Source organism: Sphingobacterium spiritivorum (assembly GCF_016724845.1).
GTDB classification, from domain to species: domain Bacteria; phylum Bacteroidota; class Bacteroidia; order Sphingobacteriales; family Sphingobacteriaceae; genus Sphingobacterium; species Sphingobacterium spiritivorum_A.
Map to the genome: position 1 here is coordinate 4,695,609 of NZ_CP068082.1, position 25,353 is coordinate 4,720,961.

Here is a 25,353-nt window from a genome sequence, read left to right on the forward strand (position 1 = left end):
ATTTTACAGTTGTTAATTTATCGCAACTGTCAGATTAAGTTTTGACTACTTCATATGAACAATTTTTGGAATCTTGAAATTTTGCTCCGTAACACATTTGTAACGGTTTTCTTCTCGTTTATGATTTTCTAACACTACAGTTGTATTCATGCACTAAGAGTTTCAAATTAGATATTGCTACAACTTGAATCGATTGCTTTCATTTCGAGTATGTTTTTATTTATAAACTCCAATACCACCTCTGCAACAGCCTCTGCAAGCGGGACAGGGACACCGTTTCCTATCATCTTGAATTTCTTTGTCAAAGGCAATTCCTCCGGTAAAACGTATTCATCAGGCACTCCTTGTATCCTCAATGCCTCACGTACAGACAGACGTCTGTGCTCGTAAGGGTGTAAATGAACTTCATTATTACCGTAACAAGTTGTAGGGCTATATTTGAAACGATGAAGACGCTTAAAGGAGGGCCTATTTGTTTCACCTTCGTTAATTGCACGCAATTTCTCTTCGCTTACGTGCAAATTGAAAAATTCATTTGCGTTAGGAGTCAAATTTATTTGGTTTTGTGGCACAAGACATTTTTCAACACACAGTTCAATTGGCACATCTTTAGATTTAATCACGGGCGCACCAAATTCAACTTGTTTGCCCCAATTATATTTGGTTAAAGCATTTTCATATTTTTCATTTATAGGAAAAGGGAACCACTTGCCGAAAGAGCTTGGTTCAACAATTTTTTTATCAAGAATTTTTCTTCTGATTCCAACAAAAAATATACGTTCTCGGTGTTGAGGAACACCAAAATCCAATGAGTTTAATTTCTCGTGGTCAACGTAATATTCTTTCTCAATTCTTTTAAGTAACGTTTGCAAAAACTCTTTTGTTTCTTTCCTTTTCGTTAGGCCCGTTACATTTTCCATCACGAAAAAGGTAGGTTTCAATTCTAAAATCTTATCAAAAAAAACGATAGTAAGTTTACCTCTCTCTCCCTTAAAACCTTTTCGGGAACCATTCATACTAAAGTCCTGACAAGGTGGACCACCTATTATTCCAAAATGTTCAGGTTTTCCATTAGGAAATGCTTCTTCGATTATTTCGTTCGATTTTACGTCTGTAATAGACTTCGTATTAAAAATTTCTGCTTTAATTCCATTTCCTCGAGATTTTCTCCATGAAGTAATCCCCGCTGCATGAAGTTTTGCAAACACTTTATCGAACTCATTCGTCCAAACAATTTCAAAACCAGCTTTCTCAAAGCCCATATCCATAAATCCTCCCCCGGAATAAAAGGAGAGAACAGGGATTTTATGTTCGTTAAATTTGTTCATAAATCATTGTCGTGTCGGTAACAGAATATACAAAATCTGTCGACTCTTTTCGCAAATTGTAAATACTTATTTTTTTCTTTCTTTTATGGCTTAATTCGTCAAATCTTTCAGAATTAAAATTTTTTATGGTTAATTGTTTTGTACCATTTTGTAAAAACACATTAACATTTCCATTTTGAAATTTCTTTATATCTTTAACTTCGCCGAAAACATCATTGAATGAAAAATCAGTTTCAAGTTTTCTGATAAAAAAAGAACAAGCTGGCCTATATAAACAGTACTTGCAGTTTACTTCTGTTGGAGTAACTGAAAATGATTTTGTACTTATACAGTTATTCGTTGTCTTTAAAAGATTTTTTGCTTCATCATATATTATTTTACATTCTTCTTCGGAAAACGTAACCATAAACTTTTGATTCGCCAAATCCACCAAGCTTAAACTCGTTGGAAACCTATTCGTGTTTTCAAAATACAAATAGGCATAAAGTTTAAGTTGCTCTTTGTATTCTTCTTTTACATCAGAATATAACTCTCCCTCATCATCTAAACAATCTTGTGTGATTGCACCGGTTTTGAAGTCCAAAATTTCTATTTCATTTCCGTTCTCAATCACTAAATCAACTTTTCCACCAATCACTTTATCTTGCGATTCAAACCATTTTTCAGAATAAAAATTTACGACACCTAAGTTCGTTTGTTGTTTAGGTTCGTTTCTTAAATGTTTTTTCAATTGGATTTTTTTTAGACCGAAATTTCTCAACTTCTTTTGGAGTGGAACGAAAAATCCAAAACCATTTTCCTGCAAATCTTCTTCAACAGTTTTCAATTGCTTATCAAACTCCGTATTAAAATTATCTTCATTTTTTACAATTCCTTTTGTAATCAATTCAAGTATTTTGTGCAATACTGTACCGAAATAGGCATTAGGTGAAAGCGGAAGTAAAGGCTTCTTATCAAATGCTTCTGCCAATAAAGATTTGTAAGCACAATTTTTCATTGAATAAAACTGGCTTGGCGAAATACGTTTGATTTCTTTAAAATTTATATCTCCAATTTTATTCATCATCTCTCAATCAATTTTTCATAACACCATCCCGGTCTACGATGTAAGTTGAACGTGTCAATTATGCTAATTTTTCCTCCCTTACTTTCTGTATGTTCTTTTATTTCATTGTAAATTTCCGCTAACCAATTTGCTTCACTGAAATTTCTCAAATTCCAAAATGGGTGAACAATCATTATGATGTGTCTCTTATTTTTACCACCAAATTTGATGATTGGTAAATTGCCTATTTCTCCTATTTCTGCTGTTTGAGAATTCGAATAAAAAGAGGCAAAGAAAGAATCCCGCAATTCAGTTGCAAAAGAAAGCCAATCTTGCAATTCCACAAAATTAAAATTTCCGTCTGCACCACAGACAAAGTTTGAATCGCTCATAACACGTAACAGTGACAAGCCTAACCGCCAATCAAGCAAGCTATGATAATTCATATTTCTATATACTTTCAAGCAATCGTAACAAGCATCATCACATTTTATATGATGTATTTTTGAATGGATTTTTCCTAAATAGCTATTCATATTACTTGGTTCCATTGCTTCCGAAAGAATGTTTTGAAAATCGTTGTATAAAAATCTCACAAAGCCCGAACCATTTGGCAATTCATCAGTCAAAATAATTTCTGCAATTCTTCTGTTTGTACCATCGTCAAGCATTTTCATTGAAATATCAGCAATTTCAATTTCGGTTGGGTCAACATCAAGTCTATCAGCCAAAATCCGCTGAAGCAAAAAAGCGGCTGAATAATATCCTGAACGCACACCGTTGCTTTGTGCTTTAACGTGTGGCAAATCAGTTTCACTATAGAACATATTCAAGTCAAGTTCCAAAGGAATAATCGAAGGTGCTATTCTGAATATCTCTGTATTTTTATTGCTTGCTAACGCAATTTGCTCGTCTGTAATTGTCGCGTTTTGTTGAACAAACATAGAATAACCATTGCTATCATTTGTTGGTACAGCTAAATCATTCAAGAGCCATTGATTATTAAACCAAAATCCGTTTTGATTGAAAGGAAATTTGTTGTTTGTGTTGTAAAATTTTCCTGTGAAAAATTTATCGGAATTTGTATTTACTCTCCAAGTAACATCGTTATCTGAAATGGAAATTGAAGCGTTACTTATTTTTTCCGTCTTTGCTGAACCGATTTTTTCTGCAAAAATTGGTGGCCGTGAAAGCAAAAATTCTGAATCATCTTTAGTGTCGCTTCCTACTGAAAGATTTGTTCTGTATCCTCTTGGTGATTTCAGCATGAAAGGTCGTTGATATTTATTTGGGTTGTCTTCACCACAATTTGGACAAACATCAAATTGGTTTTGGTTTTCCAATTCTACTTTTCGTTCTTCCGAATATGTTTCAAAAAAACCGCAAGACCTACAACGAACAAACCAACGGTTTAGTGAAAACGGAAGTAAGTTGTTGGTTTCAACATTTATTACAATTTGATTTCCGTTTCTACGTGTATTGATAAAATCACTTGTAAAACCAATAACCTGATGAATTGCCTTGTCTTTTGTTTTCTGTGCACCCGGTGCAAATTCATAAATAGCCATTGCTTGCGCTCGGTCTATTGAAAGTGGTTCAGATTTTCTGTTTATACTGTGATACAAGTTTTTAATGGTAGTTGGCATTCCGAACATTGGTAAAATCCCGCCTTCGGCAAACTTTTCAGAAATGTCGTTTGATGCAATTTCTTCGTTGCTGATTATGCTTTGCGCTTTTTCAATTAAACCGTTTTCTGTTGTTACATCAGAAACCCAATTTATAAATTCTGCTCTTTTATTTTGTAATTGTGGTGTAAGCAAAGCATCGACAGTTTGTTTAATCGCTTTTTTATTTTCATTTATCCAATTAGCAATTTCAGATTTGTAAATTGCCCAACTATCAACTGAACCAAATTCTCCGTGAACACTTGATTTGTCATCAGAAGTAATATCAATTTCTTTTTCAACGTATGCTCTCCTTAAAATTTCTTTTGCAAGCAACCGTTTAAAAATCCGCTCTTGCCCCATTGTCAAGAAAGGTGTTGGCGGTGCATCACCTGTGATTTTTTGAGGGTTTGCAAAATAAAATTCATCGTGACTTCTACCTCTGCAAAAAGTCAAAATCACGGAATAGGCTTGTCCTCTACGACCTGCACGACCAACTCTTTGTTGGTAGTTGAAACGTTGAGGCGGCATATTTCCCAACATCACGGCTTGTAATGCCCCAATATCAACCCCAACCTCAAGTGTTGTCGTTACACTCAACAAATCAATTGCTTTTACTTGTCTGTTGCCTTCATCTGGCAAAATAATGTTTCTAAAATGCCGTTGTCTTTCAAATTGGTCGTCTGTTTGTCCGGTAAGTTCTTCACAGTGCAAACGGATTGGTGGACGTTGTTGTTTAATTGCATTGTAAGAAAGGTAATTTTCTTTCCAAATATCATCACAAATTTTGCTATGAGTTGTTTGTAACGCTGTGACAGAATGAGTGCAAATGCCTCCGCTAAAATGCAAGTGTGACCTATTTCCCCTTGTACTTGTCCATACTTTATCAGTTGCTTGTGCAACTTTGATGAAAAGATTTTCAATTTGAATTCCTGTGTCGCCTCTTAATAAACTACTTGTTGAAAGTGTATTGAAAACAGCTGTTCCTATTTCATTTTCTTGTTTTGAAAACCTATTTGCAACGGCACGAATGTATTTTTTTACTTGTCCGGGAAAATCATTGTATTGTGTAAAATTGAAAGGACTTGCATCTTCAACTTTGTTATGTTTGTACTTGTCCCCTAAAATCCTAATTGTAGAATTTATAATTTGTAAAAACTCATCTTTTGCTAAAGCAACTACTCTAGCTTGGTCTGCTACAACTTCTAATTCTGGATTTATACATACATAACCTAATGCAGAAGATTCAAACGAATAGAACAGTGAACCAAAGAACATAGATGCGAGTCCGTCAAAAGAACCTTCTTTCAAATCGTTTATGTATGATTGGTCTGCTCCGTTTGCCCATTGAAAATTAGTAAAATCAACAAGTTTAAACCAAGGTTCAAAATTATTATTCAGCTCTCTTGTTTGTAAAGAAATGTCGTTTCCCCCTGGATTTATCCCCAACTCTACAAAACGCTTTACAAGCGGTGCGAGATTTATGGAATTAGTAATATCAACTAAACTTCTTACATTGAGAGTAAGCAAACGAACTTCGTTCAATTTTGCTTCTGCTTCTTGTTTTTCTCGTAACTTATTTGTGTTACTCCCATTGTAACTTGAATTGTCAACCAAGTATTCTATCTCATCAAAAGTTGTTTGCGATTGCTGTTTCATTTCTTCCTGTTTGGCAGTATCTCCATTATCAAAAGCACACAAAATTTGGAAGCGTAACATTAAACTTGAATGTAATTCATTCACTAAAATTTCACGCATTAAATCAGTAAAGTGATTGCGTTCAATTCCGTTTGCAACTTGTGCCGCATCTTCCCGGCTATCAGAAAACACAACTAATTTTCTTTCCTCTTCGTTGCTTGGAAGTTGATACATCAACTCTTTTGCAAACATTTGAGTTGTTTTGGCGAAACCGGTTCTGAAACCACGAATAGTAGAAGTTTTGCTTTTGTTCCAATCTTGTCTTCTTTTCTGGTGATTTACACCACACCCCGGACAAACGCTTGGCAATGCTTTGTGTGTTTCTATCGTAGAAATATCTCCATTTGCGTCGGGTAAAGCAATATCACGATTTGAATTGTTTGTAATGATGAAATAATATCCTTTAATCCATCGTTCAGGTTTTTCGTCGGCTTTGTTGTGAGAATTGTCAATGTCGCCTGAAATGCAGTTAAGTGATGCAGGAATCCAATTTGCTTCAAAATCACCTTGATTAAAACCATTTAAAGTAGGCTGGCGCCAATAATTTTGAGGAACCCCCGGCTCGGCATCGTGTTGAATAAACTCTTGATTTCCACAGGCCCAAAAAACGGCATATTCTTGGTAACTTCTTTTCTCAACTAATTTTGCAGGTGTTTTTTCCGGAATGCCTTCAATGTTTGGACTGATTGGCAATAATTCAAAAGCACCATTACCCGTAACTAATCGGCTGCCACCAAACAACGTTGTTCCGCAATTATCGCAATAGAGTAACTCCAAAATACGATTTCCGTTTTCTGAATTTATTCGTGTATTAGAATAAAGTTTTCCAACTGTACGTTCTCCATCAGAATATATTTCATCAACGTCATTGGGTTTTACAGAACCCCAAATGCCTTCAATGTTTCTAAAGAAATAGTGAAATCTGAAACGAGGCAACTTTCTGTCATCAAGAATTTTATCTACAATAATTTTGAATTCTGGTTCGTCTAACATTGCTCTTGCAATCAATAAACCACGCAAAGCGTTTTCTAAATCTTCTTTGTTAGTTGTGTTTTCAAAAATTGTTTCAGCATAATATTTTCCGTTTAAATCATCGCCATTTGCTTGTATTGAGCAAACAGCTTTGTAATCCTGACAAGGCGAAAACAAACGTTCTTTCAATTGAAAGTTTGGATTAGTAATTACCGATAGTAATTTTGAAATTCCATCTCCGTCTTGTGATAAATTGAAAGTTGTTGCAAGTTGCGTTGCTGTTGCTTCGCAAGTTGAAATAAAATTTTCGTCAGCTATATTTCCTTTTACTTCTGAAAACTTTTTCGCAATTTCTTTGAAAGGATTTACTGGAAGTTTTCTTCCGTTTTCGGGAAACGCTGTAATTTTATTATTTTTTCCTTCAATGATTTTGAACGGTTTTTCTGTTCCAAAAAAGTCTTTCAGAAATTGTTTACTTTCTTTTCCTTCTTTTGTTTCTTCTTTTGCTTCCAACGAAGCACTGGAAGCAAGAATGCGTAATTGTGGGTGATTAGGATTTAAACCTAATCGATTAAGAACAAGTTTGAGCAAATACGCAACTTCTGTTCCTTGCGTTCCTCTGTATAAATGCAACTCGTCAATGATTAAGTGAAAAATGTTGTTTTCACTTTCTTCTAACCATTGTTTTGTTTCGTCAAAGATTCCTTTGTCAATATCACGCATTAACATTATGCTCAACATTGAATAGTTGGTAATCATAATGTCGGGCGGTGCGACTTGCATATCAAATCGGCTTCTCATTTCTGCACCATCTAAACGTTGGAAAAATGATTTCAAATCCTTGGCCTCGCTTCCTATTTTTCCCGTTTTTTGAATGTATTCTGCTACACGGTTTGAATCTGTTTCTATCTGTTGTAACTGTTCTTTAAGTTGATTTACTTTCCTTGTGTTTATTGCAAAAGCCCCGTCATCTTTTACTTTTTTCATTTCTCCGGCAACAGGCGAACTCCCGTTATATCTTCCAAAATAAATTGCGTTGCCATCAGTATTTTCACTTAACCAATTTCTTGTGTCGTCTGAATCCAATGCTTTTCGCAAACGACTCATTTGGTCTTCTACCAAAGCGTTCATTGGGTAGAGTATCAATGCTCTTACTCCAGCTTTTCTTGTTTCGTGGTTGCGTTGCCTTACCGCATTGCTTAAAGTGAAGTTCGAAGTGTTGACAATTTCCCTTGCAGAAAGTCCACCATTATCACACCACCAATTATTTATACTTGTGGATTTTGGGTTTGGGGCTTGCCAATTGGAAAGTTCTTTTGAAAGCTGGGCGAATAGTGGCAGTAAGAATGATTCCGTTTTTCCCGAACCTGTACCGGAAGTAATAATGCAATTATTTCCAAGCAAGGTTTGTTTCAACATTTCTGCTTGATGCAAATGTAAAGGGAAATCCCCAACAAGTCCCGTATTTACAAGCCCCTTAAATGTTTTGACTTCTGCATCACTCAACGCATTTCCTAAATCTTCAAGTGTTAAATCATTTATCTTTTTTCCACTTGAGACATAATCGGGCAAAGGCTCAATCCAAGGCTTACGATAAAGTACTCTGTCGTAGTTCAATAAGTCATAACGCTCCTTTTCAATGCCTTCAAACTTTGTTCTGAACGCAGTTTTTATATAACGAATAAAATTCTCTTTTATGGTTTCAAACGAACCTATTGGGTCTTTCATAATGTTTTATCTATTGGAGTCTGGCCTAATTTTAATCTGAACAAATTTTGAGTGAAAATCCCAATTACATTTTCATATACTCTGTATTTCTTCCCATCTATCACTTTGAAATCGGGGGCTAATCCACTTAACAACATAATAGCTTCCGACATTAATCTTGGCAAAGGCATTTCGATTGGAATAGCAACTTTTTTACTTGTGCTATCAAACAAAATCACATTTTTATTGCAATGTTTCAATGCAATAAACCGTCCCCAATTCATATCAATTTGATAGCTCTTATTGTCTTTCCAAAGTTTGAATTGATGAGTATATTCATTCAATTTGTATTTTATCAACGAAAATGATTTGTCGAAAATTGGTGTCTCGCTCTTTTCAAAAATTAAGGTTTCAGGATTGAAAATATACCTCGCCCAATCATAGTCATTTTCGTTGGTCTGCTGTAATCTCCTTTCGTAGTCTACAATATTTGCTGAAAAATCTTGAAGTGCAACTTGCGGGAAGTAATCATTTGAAAACTTCACCCTCAATTCATCTGCAAAAGCTTTCAAGCAATTCTCTCCATAATTATCTGTTGATGTTTGTTCAAATGCCCTAACTGTGACTACATCAGGTAAAAGCAATCGTTCGTTTGAAACAAATTGCCTTGTTATTTCAACTTGTAAATTGTGTTTAGGTGCAGTATTTACGATTGTTTCAACCAAGGCAGAATCTCTTGCACCTATTAGCAAAACTTTTCTCCCTCGTGTTGTCGGAATGAAAATAAACTGGGGCGGGTTTAAAATGACATTTTTAGTCTCATAATCATAATCAAGTATTCCGATGAAATCATAATAATTCAGCGAGGCTCTTTTAAGTCTTGTGAGATTAAAATTTGAGTTTAATTGTTGCTCCGGAAACTCCTTTGAATAATAAAACTCAAATGCTTTGAAAAATTCTTCGGTCGAAAGTTTAGCTTTTATAGAGAGAAAATTACAAAGTTTATTTCCGGTATGATTATTAAGTGTGGCACTTGAAATATTAGCTGCAACCTCCTTTTTAGTGGAAATGAACATTGAACTTAAATGACAGAAATATCTTTGACTTGACTTATCAGGATTAACAATATTACTACCTATACAGTATTGCCCCAAATTAGTTGTAATGTTTCTACCAAAGGAATCTCTTTTCGGTAATTTAGAATCATCAACTTGAATTGCCGTGTTGTCTGACGAAACCAAGTTGTATGCAAGTTCATTTCCAGAAAAGTTCTCGTTTTCTACCTTTATATAGAAATCGGTATCTATTAAAGTTTTTTCGGGTAATAACCAGCGATTATTTAGTGACTGCTTCTTTGAAAGGAAAATTTTCTCATGTGTTTCTTTGTATTGCAAATAAACTTTTTCGTTACCGTCCGCATTCACAATTTCAACTTCTGGCAAATAATCATTTACATACGTTCTGAAATTCACTTTTAGTCCACCAATTAATTCAATCCGTTTTTCTGTGTACAATGTAAGAAGTGGAATTTCAGAAAGTCCTTGTGTAGGATTGCGAAACCAAAACAATGAATAGTTTTCCGGCAAGCCTTCAAAATCTTCTTGTTTGAAATCTCCGTTGACAAATGTACTTCCCCATTCTTTGATTATTTCTTGCTTTTCGTTTTTGCACATCAAATACATTCGTTCTGTTTTTGAGAGAACGCTTGTCTCAATCCAATAATCATTGCTCAACTGAAATGTCCCGGCACTTATGAATAACCTCACATCACGGTTAGAAAACTTCGCGATCCATTTGTTGAAATTGTCCTTAAGTTCAAGGTTTTCTTTGAATTCAACAGGTAACGTTTTTGACCATCCATTGATTTCATACAAATTCTCGTGTTCTCCAAATTTTAAATCTTCGGGATAGTCATTTGAAGAATACATTCTGTACGAAAACTTAATCTCTTCGTCATTGGTATTTACTTTAAATTGAAGAAATAAAGGTGCAACAGTGTAATTTCTTCTCTGTCGTAGTGTTGTTCCTTCTTCTATTTCTTCGTGGGTTTCACCTGTCCATTTTTTATATTGTCGTTGTATAGTTTGAATGATAGAGCTTGACAATTCATCATCTTTCTTCAAAAAGCCTAACGTGCTTTTAGGCATTAAATTCGTCTTGCTGTTTTTTATCCTTTCTTGCAAAAAACTGGCTTCATAAAACGTATTGGGAACTAAACCAATAGATTCAAATAATTCCGGTAAACGATTTAAAAATTTTGGTGGTAATACACATTGTGAAAAAACCTTTCCAACATAAACCCAATTTTCGTTTGTAAATGGAATAACGTTGAACCAACCAAAATCACCGTTATTTTTTATGTTTGCCCAGCTTGCTAAATCCTCCCACAAACGATTAATTTGATTGTTGCGAAAATCATTTGTCCCGATGTTTTCGTTTATTTGGTTGTTTTGCAGGAAGGCTTCAAGTCTTCTGTAATAATTATTTGCTCTTTGGCTATTGCTATCAACATTTTCAATTAACGGAAGCACAATAAAAACCAAGTAAGCAATGTAAGGTGGATAAACAACAGGTATACCGTCAATTTCAAGCGGATTCCCGTCTTGACGTTTTGAATTTAGCAAGTTATTTTTTGAGTGAGCAAATTTTGCTTTTGCTAACACATTTCCACTTGACCCAGGAACGCCACGCTTAATTGAAGCTATATAATCAATCCAAATATCTTCTTCTGTTTCTTCTATAAAATGTAGCCTACCTATGCTGATAATATCACTCTTGGTTAAATACAAATAAATATCCTTACCTGCGTTTGCAGGATTGAAAAAATATGCCGCTATGATATTGTTCCATTCTAAATATTTCATATATTCTCAATGTCTTATTACCTCGAACCCCATTTGTCCATGTTATTCCGTTTTTGGAGAAACAAGTTCGGTTAATTATGTAGACTTAGATGTGTCAAAAAACCAGTAAAGGCTGTTTTTACTGAAATAAGTTCTATGCTTGTGTTTCAGTCTTTAAAATTACATATAATATAAGGCAATAAATTACGTCTCTTGCAAAATACGGATATTTCTCTTTATTGCTTACATTATTTCAAAACCTTTAATTATATTGAAAAAACTTAGAGAGTATCAAATGATAACACCAACAGATCAGCTTTATCAAAAATTCAAAGAGAATTTAGATCCATCCTATCAGGAAATAATTATAAAATTCTTTTTATCCTTTTCTTGATTTGAGTTTCTCCTTAAATATGACGATTTCATAAAACCGGATGGCACTGTTCATTGGGATCGTTTTACGAGTAAAAAGAAAATAGATTATAAAATTTGGCTGGATAAAGGGATTACAGAAAAACTTCAAAATGCAATTCAATATATCAATTCTAATCCTCCAAAAAAATTGGTTAAAAAAGATGGAAAATACTTATGGCAAGATAAAAGACAGACAAATATTGAACAATTGGAAGTTTTAACTTTACATATTCGTACTATAAGAAACAACCTTTTTCATGGGAATAAAGTTCTCAATGCAGATAATGGAAGAGATAGAGAGCTATTACAATGTTCATTACTGATTCTTAATAATCTTGTAAACTTTTTAGATGGAGAACTAAACTTTGTTGAAGAGTCGATTTAAAAGCCGCAACAGAATTGTAATTCACAATACAACAAAACGCCTGACCCAATTAAGGATCAGGGGTGCGGGGTGGGCTAGTTCAGATTAGCCCGTTTGTAAAGAATTGATAGAACGTTTCAAATGGTGCTTTTGGTTTATGGGTTCTGATACCTGCACGGATACCCGATAATTTTTCAAAACGGTTCAATGAAAAAATACTGACCGGAATACGATACTTCTTTTTGTTGCAGTAAAACTCTCCGTGGTCATCAACAAGACTAAACCTTGCGTTCTTACCAAGTTGCCACGTCGCTACTTTACAATCAGTTACACGGCCACTCATTCCCCCCATCAAATACTGTATGTATTTTAGCGTTTGGGAAAAGGGATTTTAGCCACGTAGACTGTTCTTTTGTTGGCAACAAACCCAATGAAACAAATTCATTTAAACAAGGTGAATTAATCCAATTAGGGTAATAATGGCAAAAGCACAATATATCGCTTGCAGAATGACCGATAAAAAGATTGGTGACAGATACAGGCAAAATGTCCGTCACCAACCACATACCTTTACAGATCGGAATACGGACACCGTTTTCACTCCAATGCTCTTGGGCGACAATCTGATCTTCCAATGTATAAGGAAACAGAATTTTATCCTCGACCTCGCGGATATAAGGTGCAAAGAAGTTCCGTACTTCGGGCTTTAATTGGAGAAATACCATTACCTCGCAACGGTACGTTCGTAACCTCTACTTTCTTGCTTATCACGAAGATTTTGTACAAGGTCTTGAACGGTTTTCTCGTTACCGTGTTTTTGTTTTTTATCGGCCATCATCATGTCGGTCAATACGCGGTTATATCCTTCGCTGTATCCCTCGCTCTGCGGTTCAAACCTACCTTTTAGGTTATTGATACCTCGGAAAACTATGTAAGATATACCGCCATCCAAAAGCACCGATAGGATAAGCCGTTTTCGGTCTGAAAGGATACCCTTATTGCGTAGGTCTCGCATCTGGTTGTGCAGGCCACTATCGGACAAGCCTTTTTCTTTTGTTGTCACTTCAATTCCCAATTGATTTATCCGTTTCATTGTCCTTTCTGATCGCATGTAACGTTCGAATGCTATCAGCATATTGGAATTAATTTCCTTGATGGATACTGCCGAGCGGTTGAAATAATCGACCAAAATGTTGCGGATTTTCCGGTGGTTGTTTGCGGTTCCGATTCGATCCTCATTTCTTAGACGTTGTATATGCTGATCGCAAAACTTGATAAAATCGACATCTTCATCTTTGTCCCGTAGGTAATCGCGTAGGGATTCAGCGGTAAAATAATCCAGCCGGTCGTCGAGTTCGCTGATCATCTTTCGATAATCCCTTAGCTGTTGCTCAACCTTGTCCGCGATAAACGGATCTTTGACTTTAAAGTCTTTGGTTAATTGTTTCCTGACCAGGAAATGATTCGTGTCAAGATACTTTCTCAATCTTTTGTGTTGCACACAAATTTTCACATTGTAGGTGCCATCGGTTTTTTTGTGATGCTCGAACACCTTTGCACTAACGGTTGCCATAGTTCTTTCGAAATTGGCACGTAAAAGGGCTGTAACACATTTGTAACACTTTTACGTGAAGTTCAACAAAAATCTATGCAAGTCACGCCTTTTCGGGGTATCCGATGCTACGTAGGACAGATGTTCCTAAAGTGCCCTAAGGAACAAAAAAAAGCCGTTTTCCGTGAGGGAAAACGACTTTTTCGATTTGTGCGCCCACCTGGGCTCGAACCAGGGACCAAAAGATTATGAGTCTGATGGTCATATAACTTGGAAATGGTTGAAAAATGCCATTTCTGCTTTACAGAAGCAATATATGAACAAATTTTGAAATCACAAAATTTTGCTCCGTTACGTATTTGTTACGGTTTTCTTCTCGTTTATGCTTTTCTAACATTATAGTTGTCACATGCACAAAGAGTTTCAAGTTAGATATTTCTAAAACTTTGATCGATCACTTTCATTTTGATTATGTTCTTATAAATAAACTCCAATACCGCATCCGCAACAGCCTCTGCGAGCGGAACAGGGACACCGTTTCCTATCATCTTGAATTTCTTTGTCAAGGGTAATTCCTCCGGTAAAACGTATTCATCAGGCACTCCTTGTATCCTCAATGCTTCACGTACAGACAAACGTCTGTGCTCGTAAGGGTGTAAATGAACTTCATTATTACCGTAACAAGTTGTAGGGCTATATTTGAAACGGTGAAGACGCTTAAAGGAGGGCCTATTTGTTTCACCTTCGTTAATTGCACATAATTTCTCTTCGCTCACGTGCAAATTGAAAAATTCATTTGCGTTAGGAGTCAAATTTATCTGGTTTTGTGGCACAAGACATTTTTCAACACACAGCTCAATTGGCACATCTTTAGATTTAATCACGGGCGCACCAAATTCAACTTGTTTGCCCCAATTATATTTGGTTAAAGCATTTTGATATTTTTCATTTATTGGAAAAGGGAACCATTTACCAAAAGAACCTTGTTCAACAATTTTTCCATCAAGAAATTCTTTTCTAATTCCAACAAAAAAAATTCTTTCTCGGTGTTGAGGAACACCAAAATCCAATGAGTTTAACTTCGCATGGTCGACGTAATATTCGTTCTCGATTCTTTTCAACAGCGCTTGCAAAAATTCCTTTGTTTCTTTCCTTTTTGTTAAACCTGTTACATTTTCCATCACGAAAAAGGTAGGTTTCAATTCCAAAATCTTATCAAAAAAAACAATCGTAAGTTTACCTCTCTCTCCCTCAAAACCTTTTCGCGAACCATTCATACTAAAGTCTTGGCAAGGTGGACCACCAATTATTCCAAAATGTTCTGGTTTTCCATTAGGAAATGCTTCTTTGATTATTTCGTTTGATTTTACGTCAGTAATTGATTTCGTATTAAAAATTTCTGCTTTAATTCCATTTCCTCGAGATTTTCTCCATGAAGTAATTCCAGCTGCATGAAGTTTTGCAAACACTTTATCGAACTCATTCGTCCAAACAATTTCAAAACCAGCTTTCTCAAAGCCCATATCCATAAATCCTCCCCCGGAATAAAAGGAGAGAACGGGAATTTTATGTTCGTTAAATTTGTTCATAAATCATTGTCGTGTCGGTAACAGAATAGACAAAATCTGTTGATTCTTTTCTCAAATTGTAAATACTTATTTTTTTCTTTATTTTATCGCTTAATTCGTCAAATTTTTCAGAATTAAAGTTTTTTATGGTTAATTGTTTTGTTCCATTTTGTAAAAACACACTAACATTTCCATTTTGGAATTTCTTTACGTCTTTAATTTCGCCGAAAACATCATTGAATGAAAAATCAGTTTCAAGTTTTCTGACAAAAAAAGAACAGGCTGGCCTATATAAACAATACTTGCAGTTTACTTCTGTTAGAGTAACTGAAAATGATTTTGTACTTATACAGTTATTCGTTGCCTTTAAAAGTTTTTTTGCTTCGTCATAGATTATTTTACATTCTTCTTCGGAAAACGCAACCATAAACTGTTGATTTGCTAAATCAACTAAGCTTAAACTCGTTGGAAACCTATTCGTTTTTTCAAAATACAAATAGGCATAAATTTTAAGTTGCTCTTTGTATTCTTCTTTTACATCAGAATATAACTCTCCCTCATCATCTAAACAATCTTGTGTAATCGCTCCGGTTTTAAAGTCTATAATTTCTATATTATCGTTATTCTCAATTATTAAATCAACTTTCCCTCCAATCAATTTATCCTCAGATTCAAACCATCTTTCAGAATAAAAATTTACGACACCTAAATTCGTTTGTTGTTTAGGTTTGTTTCTTAAATGTTTTTTTAATTGGATTTTTTTTAGACCGAAATTTCTTAACTTCTTTTGGAGTGGAACGAAAAATCCAAAACCATTTTCCTGCAAATCATCTTCAACAATTTTCAATTGCTTATCAAACTCCGTATTAAAATCATCTTCATTTTTTACAATTCCTTTTGTAATCAATTCAAGTATTTTGTGCAATATTGTACCGAAATAGGCATTAGGCGAAAGCGGAAGTAAAGGCTTCTTATCAAATGCTTCTGCCAATAAAGATTTGTAAGCACAATTTTTCATTGAATAAAACTGGCTTGGCGAAATACGTTTGATTTCTTTAAAATTTATATCTCCAATTTTGTTCATCATCTGATTACTAATCTTTCGTAACACCAACCGGGTCTGCGATGCAAGTTGAATGTATCAATTATGCTAATGCAGCCACCACTTTGAGCAACATATTCGTCAATCTCTGCTTTGGTTTCTGCTAACCAATTTGCTTCCCTGATATTTCTCAAATCCCAAAATGGGTGAACAATCATTATGATGTGTTTCTGATTTTTTCCAAATTTGATAGTTGGCAAACCTTTTATTTCTGCTGTATGTGAGAAGCCAAAACTTTGAGCAAAACCATTTCTCAACTCTTTTGCAAAAGCAAGCCAATCTTGTAATTCGACAAAGTTGAAATTTCCATCAGCACCACAAACGAAAGTTGAATCATTCATCACACGGAGCATTGATAAACCTAATCGCCAATCAAGCAAACTGTGATAATTCATATTCCTATATACTTTCAAGCAATCGTAACAAGCATCATCACATTTTGTCTGATGTATTTGTGAATGAATTTTTCCTAAATAACTATTCATATTACTTGGTTCCATTGCTTCCGAAAGAATGTTTTGAAAATCGTTGTATAAAAATCTCACAAAGCCCGAACCATTTGGCAATTCATCAGTCAAAATAATTTCTGCAATTCTTCTGTTTGTACCGTCTTCAAGCACTTTCATTGAAATGTCAGCAATTTCAATTTCGGTTGGGTCAACATCAAGTCTGTCAGCCAAAATCCGTTGAAGCAAAAAAGCGGCTGAATAATATCCTGAGCGAACACCGTTGCTTTGTGCTTTAACGTGTGGCAAATCTGTTTCACTAAAAAACATATTCAAGTCAAGTTCCAAAGGAATAATCGAAGGTGCTATTCTGAATATTTCTGTATTTTTATTGCTTGCTAACGCAATTTGCTCGTCTGTACTTGTTGCGTTTTGTTGAACAAACATGGAATAACCATTGCTGTCATTTGTCGGTACGGCTAAATCATTCAAGAGCCATTGATTATTAAACCAAAATCCGTTTTGATTGAAAGGAAATTTGTTGTTTGTGTTGTAAAGTTTTCCCGTGAAAAACTTATCGGAATTTGTATTTACTCTCCAAGTAACATCGTTATCTGAAATGGAAATTGAGGCATTATTTATTTTTTCCGTATTTGCTGAACCGATTTTTTCTGCAAAAATTGGTGGCCGTGAAAGCAAAAATTCTGAATCATCTTTGGTGTCGCTTCCTACTGAAAGATTTGTTCTGTATCCTCTTGGTGATTTCAGCATAAAAGGTCGTTGATATTTATTGGGGTTGTCTTCACCACAATTTGGACAAACATCAAATTGGTTTTGGTTTTCCAATTCTACTTTTCGCTCTTCCGAATATGTTTCAAAAAATCCGCAAGACCTACAACGAACAAACCAACGGTTTAATGAAAACGGAAGCAAGTTGTTGGTTTCAACATTTGTTACAATTTGATTTCCGTTTCTACGTGTATTGATAAAATCACTTGTAAAACCAATAACCTGATGAATTGCCTTGTCTTTTGTTTTCTGTGCACCCGGTGCAAATTCATAAATAGCCATTGCTTGCGCTCGGTCTATTGAAAGTGGCTCAAGTTTTCTGTTTATACCGTGATACAAGTTTTTAACTGTAGTTGGCATCCCGAACATTGGTAAAATCCCGCCTTCGGCAAACTTTTCAGAAATATCGTTTGTTGCAATTTCTTCGTTATTTCTTATACTTTGAGCTTTCCCAATCAATCCATTTGGGGTTGTTGTGTCTACAACCCAATTGATAAATTCTTCTCTTTTCTCTTTTAGTTGTTCTGTTAGCAAAGCATCAACCGTTGATCCAATCGCCACTTTGTTATTGTTTATCCAATCTATAATTTCTGTTTTGTATGTGTCCCAACTATCAGTAGAGCCAAACTCTCCGTGAACACTTGATTTTTCATCAGAACTAACATCAATATCTTTTTCAACGTATGCTCTCCTTAAAATTTCTTTCGCAAGCAAACGTTTAAAAATCCGCTCTTGTCCCATTGTCAAGAAAGGTGTTGGCGGTGCATCACCTGTGATTTTTTGAGGGTTTGCAAAATAAAATTCATCGTGGCTTCTACCTCTGCAAAAAGTCAAAATCACGGAATAGGCTTGCCCTCTACGACCTGCACGACCAACTCTTTGTTGATAATTGAAACGTTGAGGCGGCATATTTCCCAACATCACGGCTTGTAATGCTCCAATATCAACCCCAACTTCAAGTGTTGTCGTTACGCTCAACAAATCAATTGCTTTTACTTGTCTATTGCCTTCATCTGGCAAAATGATATTTCTAAAATGCCGTTGTCTTTCAAATTGGTCGTCTGTCTGTCCGGTAAGTTCTTCACAATGCAAACGGATTGGCGGACGTTGTTGTTTAATTGCATTGTAAGAAAGGTAATTTTCTTTCCAAATATCATCACAAATTTTGCTATGTGGCGTTTGTAACGCTGTCACAGAATGAGTGCAAATGCCTCCACTAAAATGCAAATGTGGCCTATTTCCTCTTGTACTTGTCCATACTTTATCGGTTGCTTGTGCAATTTTTATGAAAAGGTTTTCAATTTGAATTCCTGTGTCGCCTCTCAATACACTACTTGTTGAAAGTGTATTGAAGACAGCTGTTCCTATTTCATTTTCTTGTTTTGAAAACCTATTTGCAACGGCACGAATGTACTTTTTTACTTGTCCCGGAAAATCATTGTATTGTGTGAAATTGAAAGGACTTGCATCTTCAACTTTGTTATGTTTGTACTTGTCCCCTAAAATCCTAATGGTAGAATTTACAATTTGGAAAAACTCATCTTTTGCTAAAGCAACCGCTCTCGCTTGGTCTGCTACAACTTCTAATTCCGGATTTATACACACATAACCCAATGCAGAAGATTCAAACGAATAGAACAGTGAACCAAAGAACATCGATGCGAGTCCGTCAAAAGAACCTTCTTTCAAATCGTTTATGTATGATTGATCTGCTCCGTTTGCCCATTGAAAATCTGTAAAATCAATAAGGTCAAACCAAGGGACAAAATTATTATTCAGCACTCTTGTTTGTAAAGAAATGTCGTTTCCTCCTGGATTTATCCCCAACTCAACAAAACGCTTTACAAGCGGTGCGAGATTTATTGAATTAGTAATATCAACTAAACTTCTTACATTGAGAGTAAGTAAACGAACTTCGTTCAATTTCGCCTCTGCTTCTTGTTTTTCTCGCAACTTATTTGTGTTACTCCCATTATAACTTGAATTGTCAACCAAGTATTCTATCTCATCAAAAGTTGTTTGCGATTGCTGTTTCAGTTCTTCCTGTTTGGCAGTATCTCCATTATCAAAAGCACACAAAATTTGGAAGCGTAACATTAAACTTGAATGCAGTTCATTCACTAAAATTTCACGCATTAAATCAGTAAAGTGATTGCGTTCAATTCCGTTTGCAACTTGTGCCGCATCTTCACGACTATCAGAAAACACAACTAATTTTCTTTCCTCTTCGTTGCTTGGAAGTTGATACATCAACTCTTTTGCAAACATTTGAGTTGTTTTGGCGAAACCGGTTCTGAAACCACGAATAGTAGAAGTTTTGCTTTTGTTCCAATCTTGCCTTCTTTTTTGGTGATTTACACCACAACCCGGACAAACGCTTGGCAATGCTTTGTGTGTTTCTATCGTGGAAATATTTCCATTTGCGTCTGGGAAAGCAATATCACGATTTGAATTGTTTGTAATGATGAAATAATATCCTTTAATCCATTGTTCAGGTTTTTCGTCTGCTTTGTTGTGAGAATTGTCAATATCGCCCGAAATGCAGTTGAGCGATGCAGGAATCCATTTTGCTTCAAAATCACCTTGATTAAACCCATTTAAAGTAGGTTGTCGCCAATAATTTTGAGGAATTCCCGGCTCGGCATCGTGTTGAATAAATTCTTGATTTCCACAGGCCCAAAAAACGGCATATTCTTGGTAGCCTCTTTTCTCAACCAATTTTGCAGGTGTTTTTTCCGGAATGCCTTCAATATTGGGGCTGATTGGAAGTAATTCAAAAGAATTATTTCCTGATTCATTTCTTGTTACTAATCGACTTCCTCCAAACAACGTTGTTCCGCAATTATCGCAATAGAGTAGCTCCAAAATACGATTTCCGTTTTATGAATTTATTCGTGTATTAGAATAAAGTTTTCCAACTGTACGTTCTCCATCAGAATATATTTCATCAACGTCATCGGGTTTTACAGAAGCCCAAATGCCTTCAATGTTTCTAAAGAAATAGTGAAATCTGAAACGAGGCAACTTTCTGTCATCAAGAATTTTATCTACAATAATTTTGAATTCTGGTTCGTCTAACATTGCTCTTGCAATCAATAAACCACGCAAAGCGTTTTCTAAATCTTCTTTGTTAGTTGTGTTTTCAAAAATTGTTTCAGCAAAATATTTTCCGTTTAAATCATCGCCATTTGCTTGTATTGAGCAAACAGCTTTGTAATCCTGACAAGGCGAAAACAAACGTTCTTTCAATTGAAAGTTTGGATTAGTAATTACCGATAGTAATTTTGAAATTCCATCTCCGTCTTGTGATAAATTGAAAGTTGTTGCAAGTTGCGTTGCTGTTGCTTCGCAAGTTGAAATAAAATTTTCGTCAGCTATATTTCCTTTTACTTCTGAAAACTTTTTCGCAATTTCTTTGAAAGGATTTACTGGAAGTTTTCTTCCGTTTTCGGGAAACGCTGTAATTTTATTATTTTTTCCTTCAATGATTTTGAACGGTTTTTCTGTTCCAAAAAAGTCTTTCAGAAATTGTTTACTTTCTTTTCCTTCTTTTGTTTCTTCTTTTGCTTCCAACGAAGCACTGGAAGCAAGAATGCGTAATTGTGGGTGATTAGGATTTAAACCTAATCGATTAAGAACAAGTTTGAGCAAATACGCAACTTCTGTTCCTTGCGTTCCTCTGTATAAATGCAACTCGTCAATGATTAAGTGAAAAATGTTGTTTTCACTTTCTTCTAACCATTGTTTTGTTTCGTCAAAGATTCCTTTGTCAATATCACGCATTAACATTATGCTCAACATTGAATAGTTGGTAATCATAATGTCGGGCGGTGCGACTTGCATATCAAATCGGCTTCTCATTTCTGCACCATCTAAACGTTGGAAAAATGATTTCAAATCCTTGGCCTCGCTTCCTATTTTTCCCGTTTTTTGAATGTATTCTGCTACACGGTTTGAATCTGTTTCTATCTGTTGTAACTGTTCTTTAAGTTGATTTACTTTCCTTGTGTTTATTGCAAAAGCCCCGTCATCTTTTACTTTTTTCATTTCTCCGGCAACAGGCGAACTCCCGTTATATCTTCCAAAATAAATTGCGTTGCCATCAGTATTTTCACTTAACCAATTTCTTGTGTCGTCTGAATCCAATGCTTTTCGCAAACGACTCATTTGGTCTTCTACCAAAGCGTTCATTGGGTAGAGTATCAATGCTCTTACTCCAGCTTTTCTTGTTTCGTGGTTGCGTTGCCTTACCGCATTGCTTAAAGTGAAGTTCGAAGTGTTGACAATTTCCCTTGCAGAAAGTCCACCATTATCACACCACCAATTATTTATACTTGTGGATTTTGGGTTTGGGGCTTGCCAATTGGAAAGTTCTTTTGAAAGCTGGGCGAATAGTGGCAGTAAGAATGATTCCGTTTTTCCCGAACCTGTACCGGAAGTAATAATGCAATTATTTCCAAGCAAGGTTTGTTTCAACATTTCTGCTTGATGCAAATGTAAAGGGAAATCCCCAACAAGTCCCGTATTTACAAGCCCTTTAAATAGTTTGACTTCTGCATCACTCAACGCATTTCCTAAATCTTCAAGTGTTAAATCATTTATCTTTTTTCCACTTGAGACATAATCGGGCAAAGGCTCAATCCAAGGCTTACGATAAAGTACTCTGTCGTAGTTCAATAAGTCATAACGCTCCTTTTCAATGCCTTCAAACTTTGTTCTGAACGCAGTTTTTATATAACGAATAAAATTCTCTTTTATGGTTTCAAACGAACCTATTGGGTCTTTCATAATGTTTTATCTATTGGAGTCTGGCCTAATTTTAATCTGAACAAATTTTGAGTGAAAATCCCAATTACATTTTCATATACTCTGTATTTCTTCCCATCTATCACTTTGAAATCGGGGGCTAATCCACTTAACAACATAATAGCTTCCGACATTAATCTTGGCAAAGGCATTTCGATTGGGATAGCAACTTTTTTACTTGTGCTATCAAACAAAATCACATTTTTATTGCAATGTTTCAATGCAATAAACCGTCCCCAATTCATATCAATTTGATAGCTCTTATTGTCTTTCCAAAGTTTGAATTGATGAGTATATTCATTCAATTTGTATTTTATCAACGAAAATGATTTGTCGAAAATTGGTGTCTCGCTCTTTTCAAAAATTAAGGTTTCAGGATTGAAAATATACCTCGCCCAATCATAGTCATTTTCGTTGGTCTGCTGTAATGTCCTTTCGTAGTCTACAATATTTGCTGAAAAATCTTGAAGTGCAACTTGCGGGAAGTAATCATTTGAAAACTTCACCCTCAATTCATCTGCAAAAGCTTTCAAGCAATTCTCTCCATAATTATCTGTTGATGTTTGTTCAAATGCCCTAACTGTGACTACATCAGGTAAAAGCAATCGTTCGTTTGAAACAAATTGCCTTGTTATTTCAACTTGTAAATTGTGTTTAGGTGCAGTATTTACGATTGTTTCAACCAAGGCAGAATCTCTTGCACCTATTAGCAAAACTTTTCTCCCTCGTGTTGTCGGAATGAAAATAAACTGGGGCGGGCTTAAAATGACATTTTTAGTCTCATAATCATAATCAAGTATTCCGATGAAATCATAATAATTCAGCGAGGCTCTTTTAAGTCTTGTGAGATTAAAATTTGAGTTTAATTGTTGCTCCGGAAACTCCTTTGAATAATAAAACTCAAATGCTTTGAAAAATTCTTCGGTCGAAAGTTTAGCTTTTATAGAGAGAAAATTACAAAGTTTATTTCCGGTATGATTATTAAGTGTGGCACTTGAAATATTAGCTGCAACCTCCTTTTTAGTGGAAATGAACATTGAACTTAAATGGCAGAAATATCTTTGACTTGACTTATCAGGATTAACAATATTACTACCTATACAGTATTGCCCCAAATTAGTTGTAATGTTTCTACCAAAGGAATCTCTTTTCGGTAATTTAGAATCATCAACTTGAATTGCCGTGTTGTCTGACGAAACCAAGTTGTATGCAAGTTCATTTCCAGAAAAGTTCTCGTTTTCTACCTTTATATAGAAATCGGTATCTATTAAAGTTTTTTCGGGTAATAACCAGCGATTATTTAGTGACTGCTTCTTTGAAAGGAAAATTTTCTCATGTGTTTCTTTGTATTGCAAATAAACTTTTTCGTTACCGTCCGCATTCACAATTTCAACTTCTGGCAAATAATCATTTACATACGTTCTGAAATTCACTTTTAGTCCACCAATTAATTCAATCCGTTTTTCTGTGTACAATGTAAGAAGTGGAATTTCAGAAAGTCCTTGTGTAGGATTGCGAAACCAAAACAATGAATAGTTTTCCGGCAAGCCTTCAAAATCTTCTTGTTTGAAATCTCCGTTGACAAATGTACTTCCCCATTCTTTGATTATTTCTTGCTTTTCGTTTTTGCACATCAAATACATTCGTTCTGTTTTTGAGAGAACGCTTGTCTCAATCCAATAATCATTGCTCAACTGAAATGTCCCGGCACTTATGAATAACCTCACATCACGGTTAGAAAACTTCGCGATCCATTTGTTGAAATTGTCCTTAAGTTCAAGGTTTTCTTTGAATTCAACAGGTAACGTTTTTGACCATCCATTGATTTCATACAAATTCTCGTGTTCTCCAAATTTTAAATCTTCGGGATAGTCATTTGAAGAATACATTCTGTACGAAAACTTAATCTCTTCGTCATTGGTATTTACTTTAAATTGAAGAAATAAAGGTGCAACAGTGTAATTTCTTCTCTGTCGTAGTGTTGTTCCTTCTTCTATTTCTTCGTGGGTTTCACCTGTCCATTTTTTATATTGTCGTTGTATAGTTTGAATGATAGAGTTTGATAACTCATCTTCCTTTTTCAAATGATCCAACGTGCTTTTTGGAATTAAATCCGTTCTACTATTCTTTATTTTATATTTTAGAAATCCGTCTTCGTAAAAAGTATTGGGAACCAAACCAAGAGATTCAAATAATTTAGGTAGGCGATTTAGAAACTTGGGAGGCAAAACACACTGTGAAAATACTTTTCCTACATAAACCCAGTTCGCATTTGTAAATGGAATAACATTGAACAAACCCAAATCACCGTTATTTTTTACATTTGCCCAATGTTCAAGATGTTCCCATAGTAAATTAATTTGATTACTACCAAAATCAACTGTTCCAATTTTTTGATTTATTTTGTTGATTTCTAAGAAATAATTCAGTCTACTGTAATAATTATTTGTTCTTTGACCCTGATCGTGATTAATCTCAATTAAAGGGAGTACGAGAAAAACCAAGTAAGTGATATAGGGAGGGTATTTTATTTCATATTTTACTTCATTGATTACAACGCTTTGTAAGTTTCTTTTCTCGTAAGCATTTCTTGCTTTTGCAATTACGTTTCCATTTCCACCAGAAAATCCAAACCTTACTTTATTTACGAAATCGTTCCAAATTTCTTCGTCAGATGACTGTTCGAAACAATGTCGAGCTAAACCAATAATATCGTTCTTGGTGAGGTATAAGTAGACATCCTTCCCTGCATTGCTGGGATTGAAAAAATATTCTGACACAATATCGTTCCATTCAAAGTACCTCATAGATTTCCTTTAAATTCATACTTCAAACTCCCGGTGTATATGGTGTCCGTTGTTAGAAAGCAACCATGATAAATATGTATTATCAGGAGTGAAGATAGGCCTAAAACGTGTTGATTTGATGAACCAACACATTATATACGCATAATTTTGCCTCTAAAGCTACGCAATAATGCGCAACAATAAAATTACATTTTGCAAAGTGCCAAAATATTTTTGAAGCCTATTGAGTTTCTCAACAAACACAAGAG

At 35.0% G+C, this 25,353-nt stretch carries 13 protein-coding genes; 1 reads left to right on the plus strand and 12 read right to left on the minus strand.

From position 1 onward, the window contains the following. Positions 1-167: 167 nt before the first annotated feature. The 4 genes from I6J03_RS20045 to I6J03_RS20060 are packed head-to-tail and all read right to left on the minus strand — an operon-like array spanning position 168 to position 11,278. Complete coding sequence (locus I6J03_RS20045) at positions 168-1,328, minus strand: DNA cytosine methyltransferase (protein WP_003002339.1); 1,161 nt, start codon at positions 1,326-1,328, stop codon at positions 168-170. Beyond that, positions 1,315-2,394: a PD-(D/E)XK nuclease family protein gene (locus tag I6J03_RS20050; RefSeq protein WP_003002338.1), complete on the minus strand. Its 1,080-nt coding sequence runs from the start codon at positions 2,392-2,394 to the stop codon at positions 1,315-1,317. The genes I6J03_RS20045 and I6J03_RS20050 overlap by 14 nt, the downstream gene beginning before the upstream one ends. After that, positions 2,391-8,435 carry a DEAD/DEAH box helicase gene (locus I6J03_RS20055; protein ID WP_201693931.1) on the minus strand — a complete coding sequence of 2,015 codons (6,045 nt, stop codon included), beginning with the start codon at positions 8,433-8,435 and terminating at the stop codon, positions 2,391-2,393. Before I6J03_RS20055 ends, I6J03_RS20050 begins: the two co-directional genes overlap by 4 nt. Continuing rightward, positions 8,432-11,278, minus strand: a complete 2,847-nt coding sequence (locus tag I6J03_RS20060) for a hypothetical protein (protein ID WP_201693932.1) — start codon at positions 11,276-11,278, stop codon at positions 8,432-8,434. Before I6J03_RS20060 ends, I6J03_RS20055 begins: the two co-directional genes overlap by 4 nt. A 541-nt stretch (positions 11,279-11,819) precedes the next feature. On the opposite strand from I6J03_RS20060, the gene I6J03_RS20065 reads away from it, so the two are divergent. Beyond that, positions 11,820-12,056 carry a hypothetical protein gene (locus I6J03_RS20065; protein ID WP_201693934.1) on the plus strand — a complete coding sequence of 79 codons (237 nt, stop codon included), beginning with the start codon at positions 11,820-11,822 and terminating at the stop codon, positions 12,054-12,056. A 79-nt stretch (positions 12,057-12,135) separates the two neighbouring features. Here I6J03_RS20065 and I6J03_RS20070 read toward each other — a convergent pair whose 3' ends face one another. The 8 genes from I6J03_RS20070 to I6J03_RS20105 form a co-directional block, all read right to left on the minus strand. Next, positions 12,136-12,378 carry a hypothetical protein gene (locus I6J03_RS20070; RefSeq protein ID WP_003013201.1) on the minus strand — a complete coding sequence of 81 codons (243 nt, stop codon included), beginning with the start codon at positions 12,376-12,378 and terminating at the stop codon, positions 12,136-12,138. Beyond that, a complete protein-coding gene (locus I6J03_RS20075; protein WP_003013198.1) occupies positions 12,359-12,760 on the minus strand; it encodes a hypothetical protein in 402 nt (133 codons plus the stop codon). The genes I6J03_RS20070 and I6J03_RS20075 overlap by 20 nt, the downstream gene beginning before the upstream one ends. After that, positions 12,760-13,608: a phage integrase SAM-like domain-containing protein gene (locus I6J03_RS20080; RefSeq protein WP_003013197.1), complete on the minus strand. Its 849-nt coding sequence runs from the start codon at positions 13,606-13,608 to the stop codon at positions 12,760-12,762. Before I6J03_RS20080 ends, I6J03_RS20075 begins: the two co-directional genes overlap by 1 nt. Positions 13,609-14,015: 407 nt before the next feature. Next, on the minus strand, positions 14,016-15,176 hold the full coding sequence (locus tag I6J03_RS20085) for a DNA cytosine methyltransferase (protein WP_003013192.1): 1,161 nt from the start codon (positions 15,174-15,176) through the stop codon (positions 14,016-14,018). After that, positions 15,163-16,242, minus strand: coding sequence for a PD-(D/E)XK nuclease family protein (locus I6J03_RS20090; RefSeq protein WP_003013188.1), 1,080 nt, complete (start codon positions 16,240-16,242; stop codon positions 15,163-15,165). The genes I6J03_RS20085 and I6J03_RS20090 overlap by 14 nt, the downstream gene beginning before the upstream one ends. Further along, entirely contained in the window at positions 16,239-20,357 is a 4,119-nt protein-coding gene (locus I6J03_RS20095) for a helicase-related protein (protein WP_201693935.1), read from the minus strand. Before I6J03_RS20095 ends, I6J03_RS20090 begins: the two co-directional genes overlap by 4 nt. Positions 20,358-20,372: 15 nt before the next feature. Beyond that, complete coding sequence (locus I6J03_RS20100; RefSeq protein WP_201693937.1) at positions 20,373-22,280, minus strand: DEAD/DEAH box helicase; 1,908 nt, start codon at positions 22,278-22,280, stop codon at positions 20,373-20,375. Next, the gene (locus tag I6J03_RS20105; RefSeq protein ID WP_201679253.1) at positions 22,277-25,105 is read right to left on the minus strand and encodes a hypothetical protein; all 2,829 of its coding nucleotides are present in this window, start codon (positions 25,103-25,105) and stop codon (positions 22,277-22,279) included. Before I6J03_RS20105 ends, I6J03_RS20100 begins: the two co-directional genes overlap by 4 nt. Positions 25,106-25,353 lie beyond the last annotated feature (248 nt).

Coding starts and splice junctions, on each gene's coding strand:
- I6J03_RS20045 (WP_003002339.1), bottom strand. CDS start 1,328: ATGAACAAATTTAACGAACATAAAATCCCTGTTCTCTCCTTTTATTCC.
- I6J03_RS20050 (WP_003002338.1), bottom strand. CDS start 2,394: ATGATGAATAAAATTGGAGATATAAATTTTAAAGAAATCAAACGTATT.
- I6J03_RS20055 (WP_201693931.1), bottom strand. CDS start 8,435: ATGAAAGACCCAATAGGTTCGTTTGAAACCATAAAAGAGAATTTTATT.
- I6J03_RS20060 (WP_201693932.1), bottom strand. CDS start 11,278: ATGAAATATTTAGAATGGAACAATATCATAGCGGCATATTTTTTCAAT.
- I6J03_RS20070 (WP_003013201.1), bottom strand. CDS start 12,378: ATGAGTGGCCGTGTAACTGATTGTAAAGTAGCGACGTGGCAACTTGGT.
- I6J03_RS20075 (WP_003013198.1), bottom strand. CDS start 12,760: ATGGTATTTCTCCAATTAAAGCCCGAAGTACGGAACTTCTTTGCACCT.
- I6J03_RS20080 (WP_003013197.1), bottom strand. CDS start 13,608: ATGGCAACCGTTAGTGCAAAGGTGTTCGAGCATCACAAAAAAACCGAT.
- I6J03_RS20085 (WP_003013192.1), bottom strand. CDS start 15,176: ATGAACAAATTTAACGAACATAAAATTCCCGTTCTCTCCTTTTATTCC.
- I6J03_RS20090 (WP_003013188.1), bottom strand. CDS start 16,242: ATGATGAACAAAATTGGAGATATAAATTTTAAAGAAATCAAACGTATT.
- I6J03_RS20100 (WP_201693937.1), bottom strand. CDS start 22,280: ATGAAAGACCCAATAGGTTCGTTTGAAACCATAAAAGAGAATTTTATT.
- I6J03_RS20105 (WP_201679253.1), bottom strand. CDS start 25,105: ATGAGGTACTTTGAATGGAACGATATTGTGTCAGAATATTTTTTCAAT.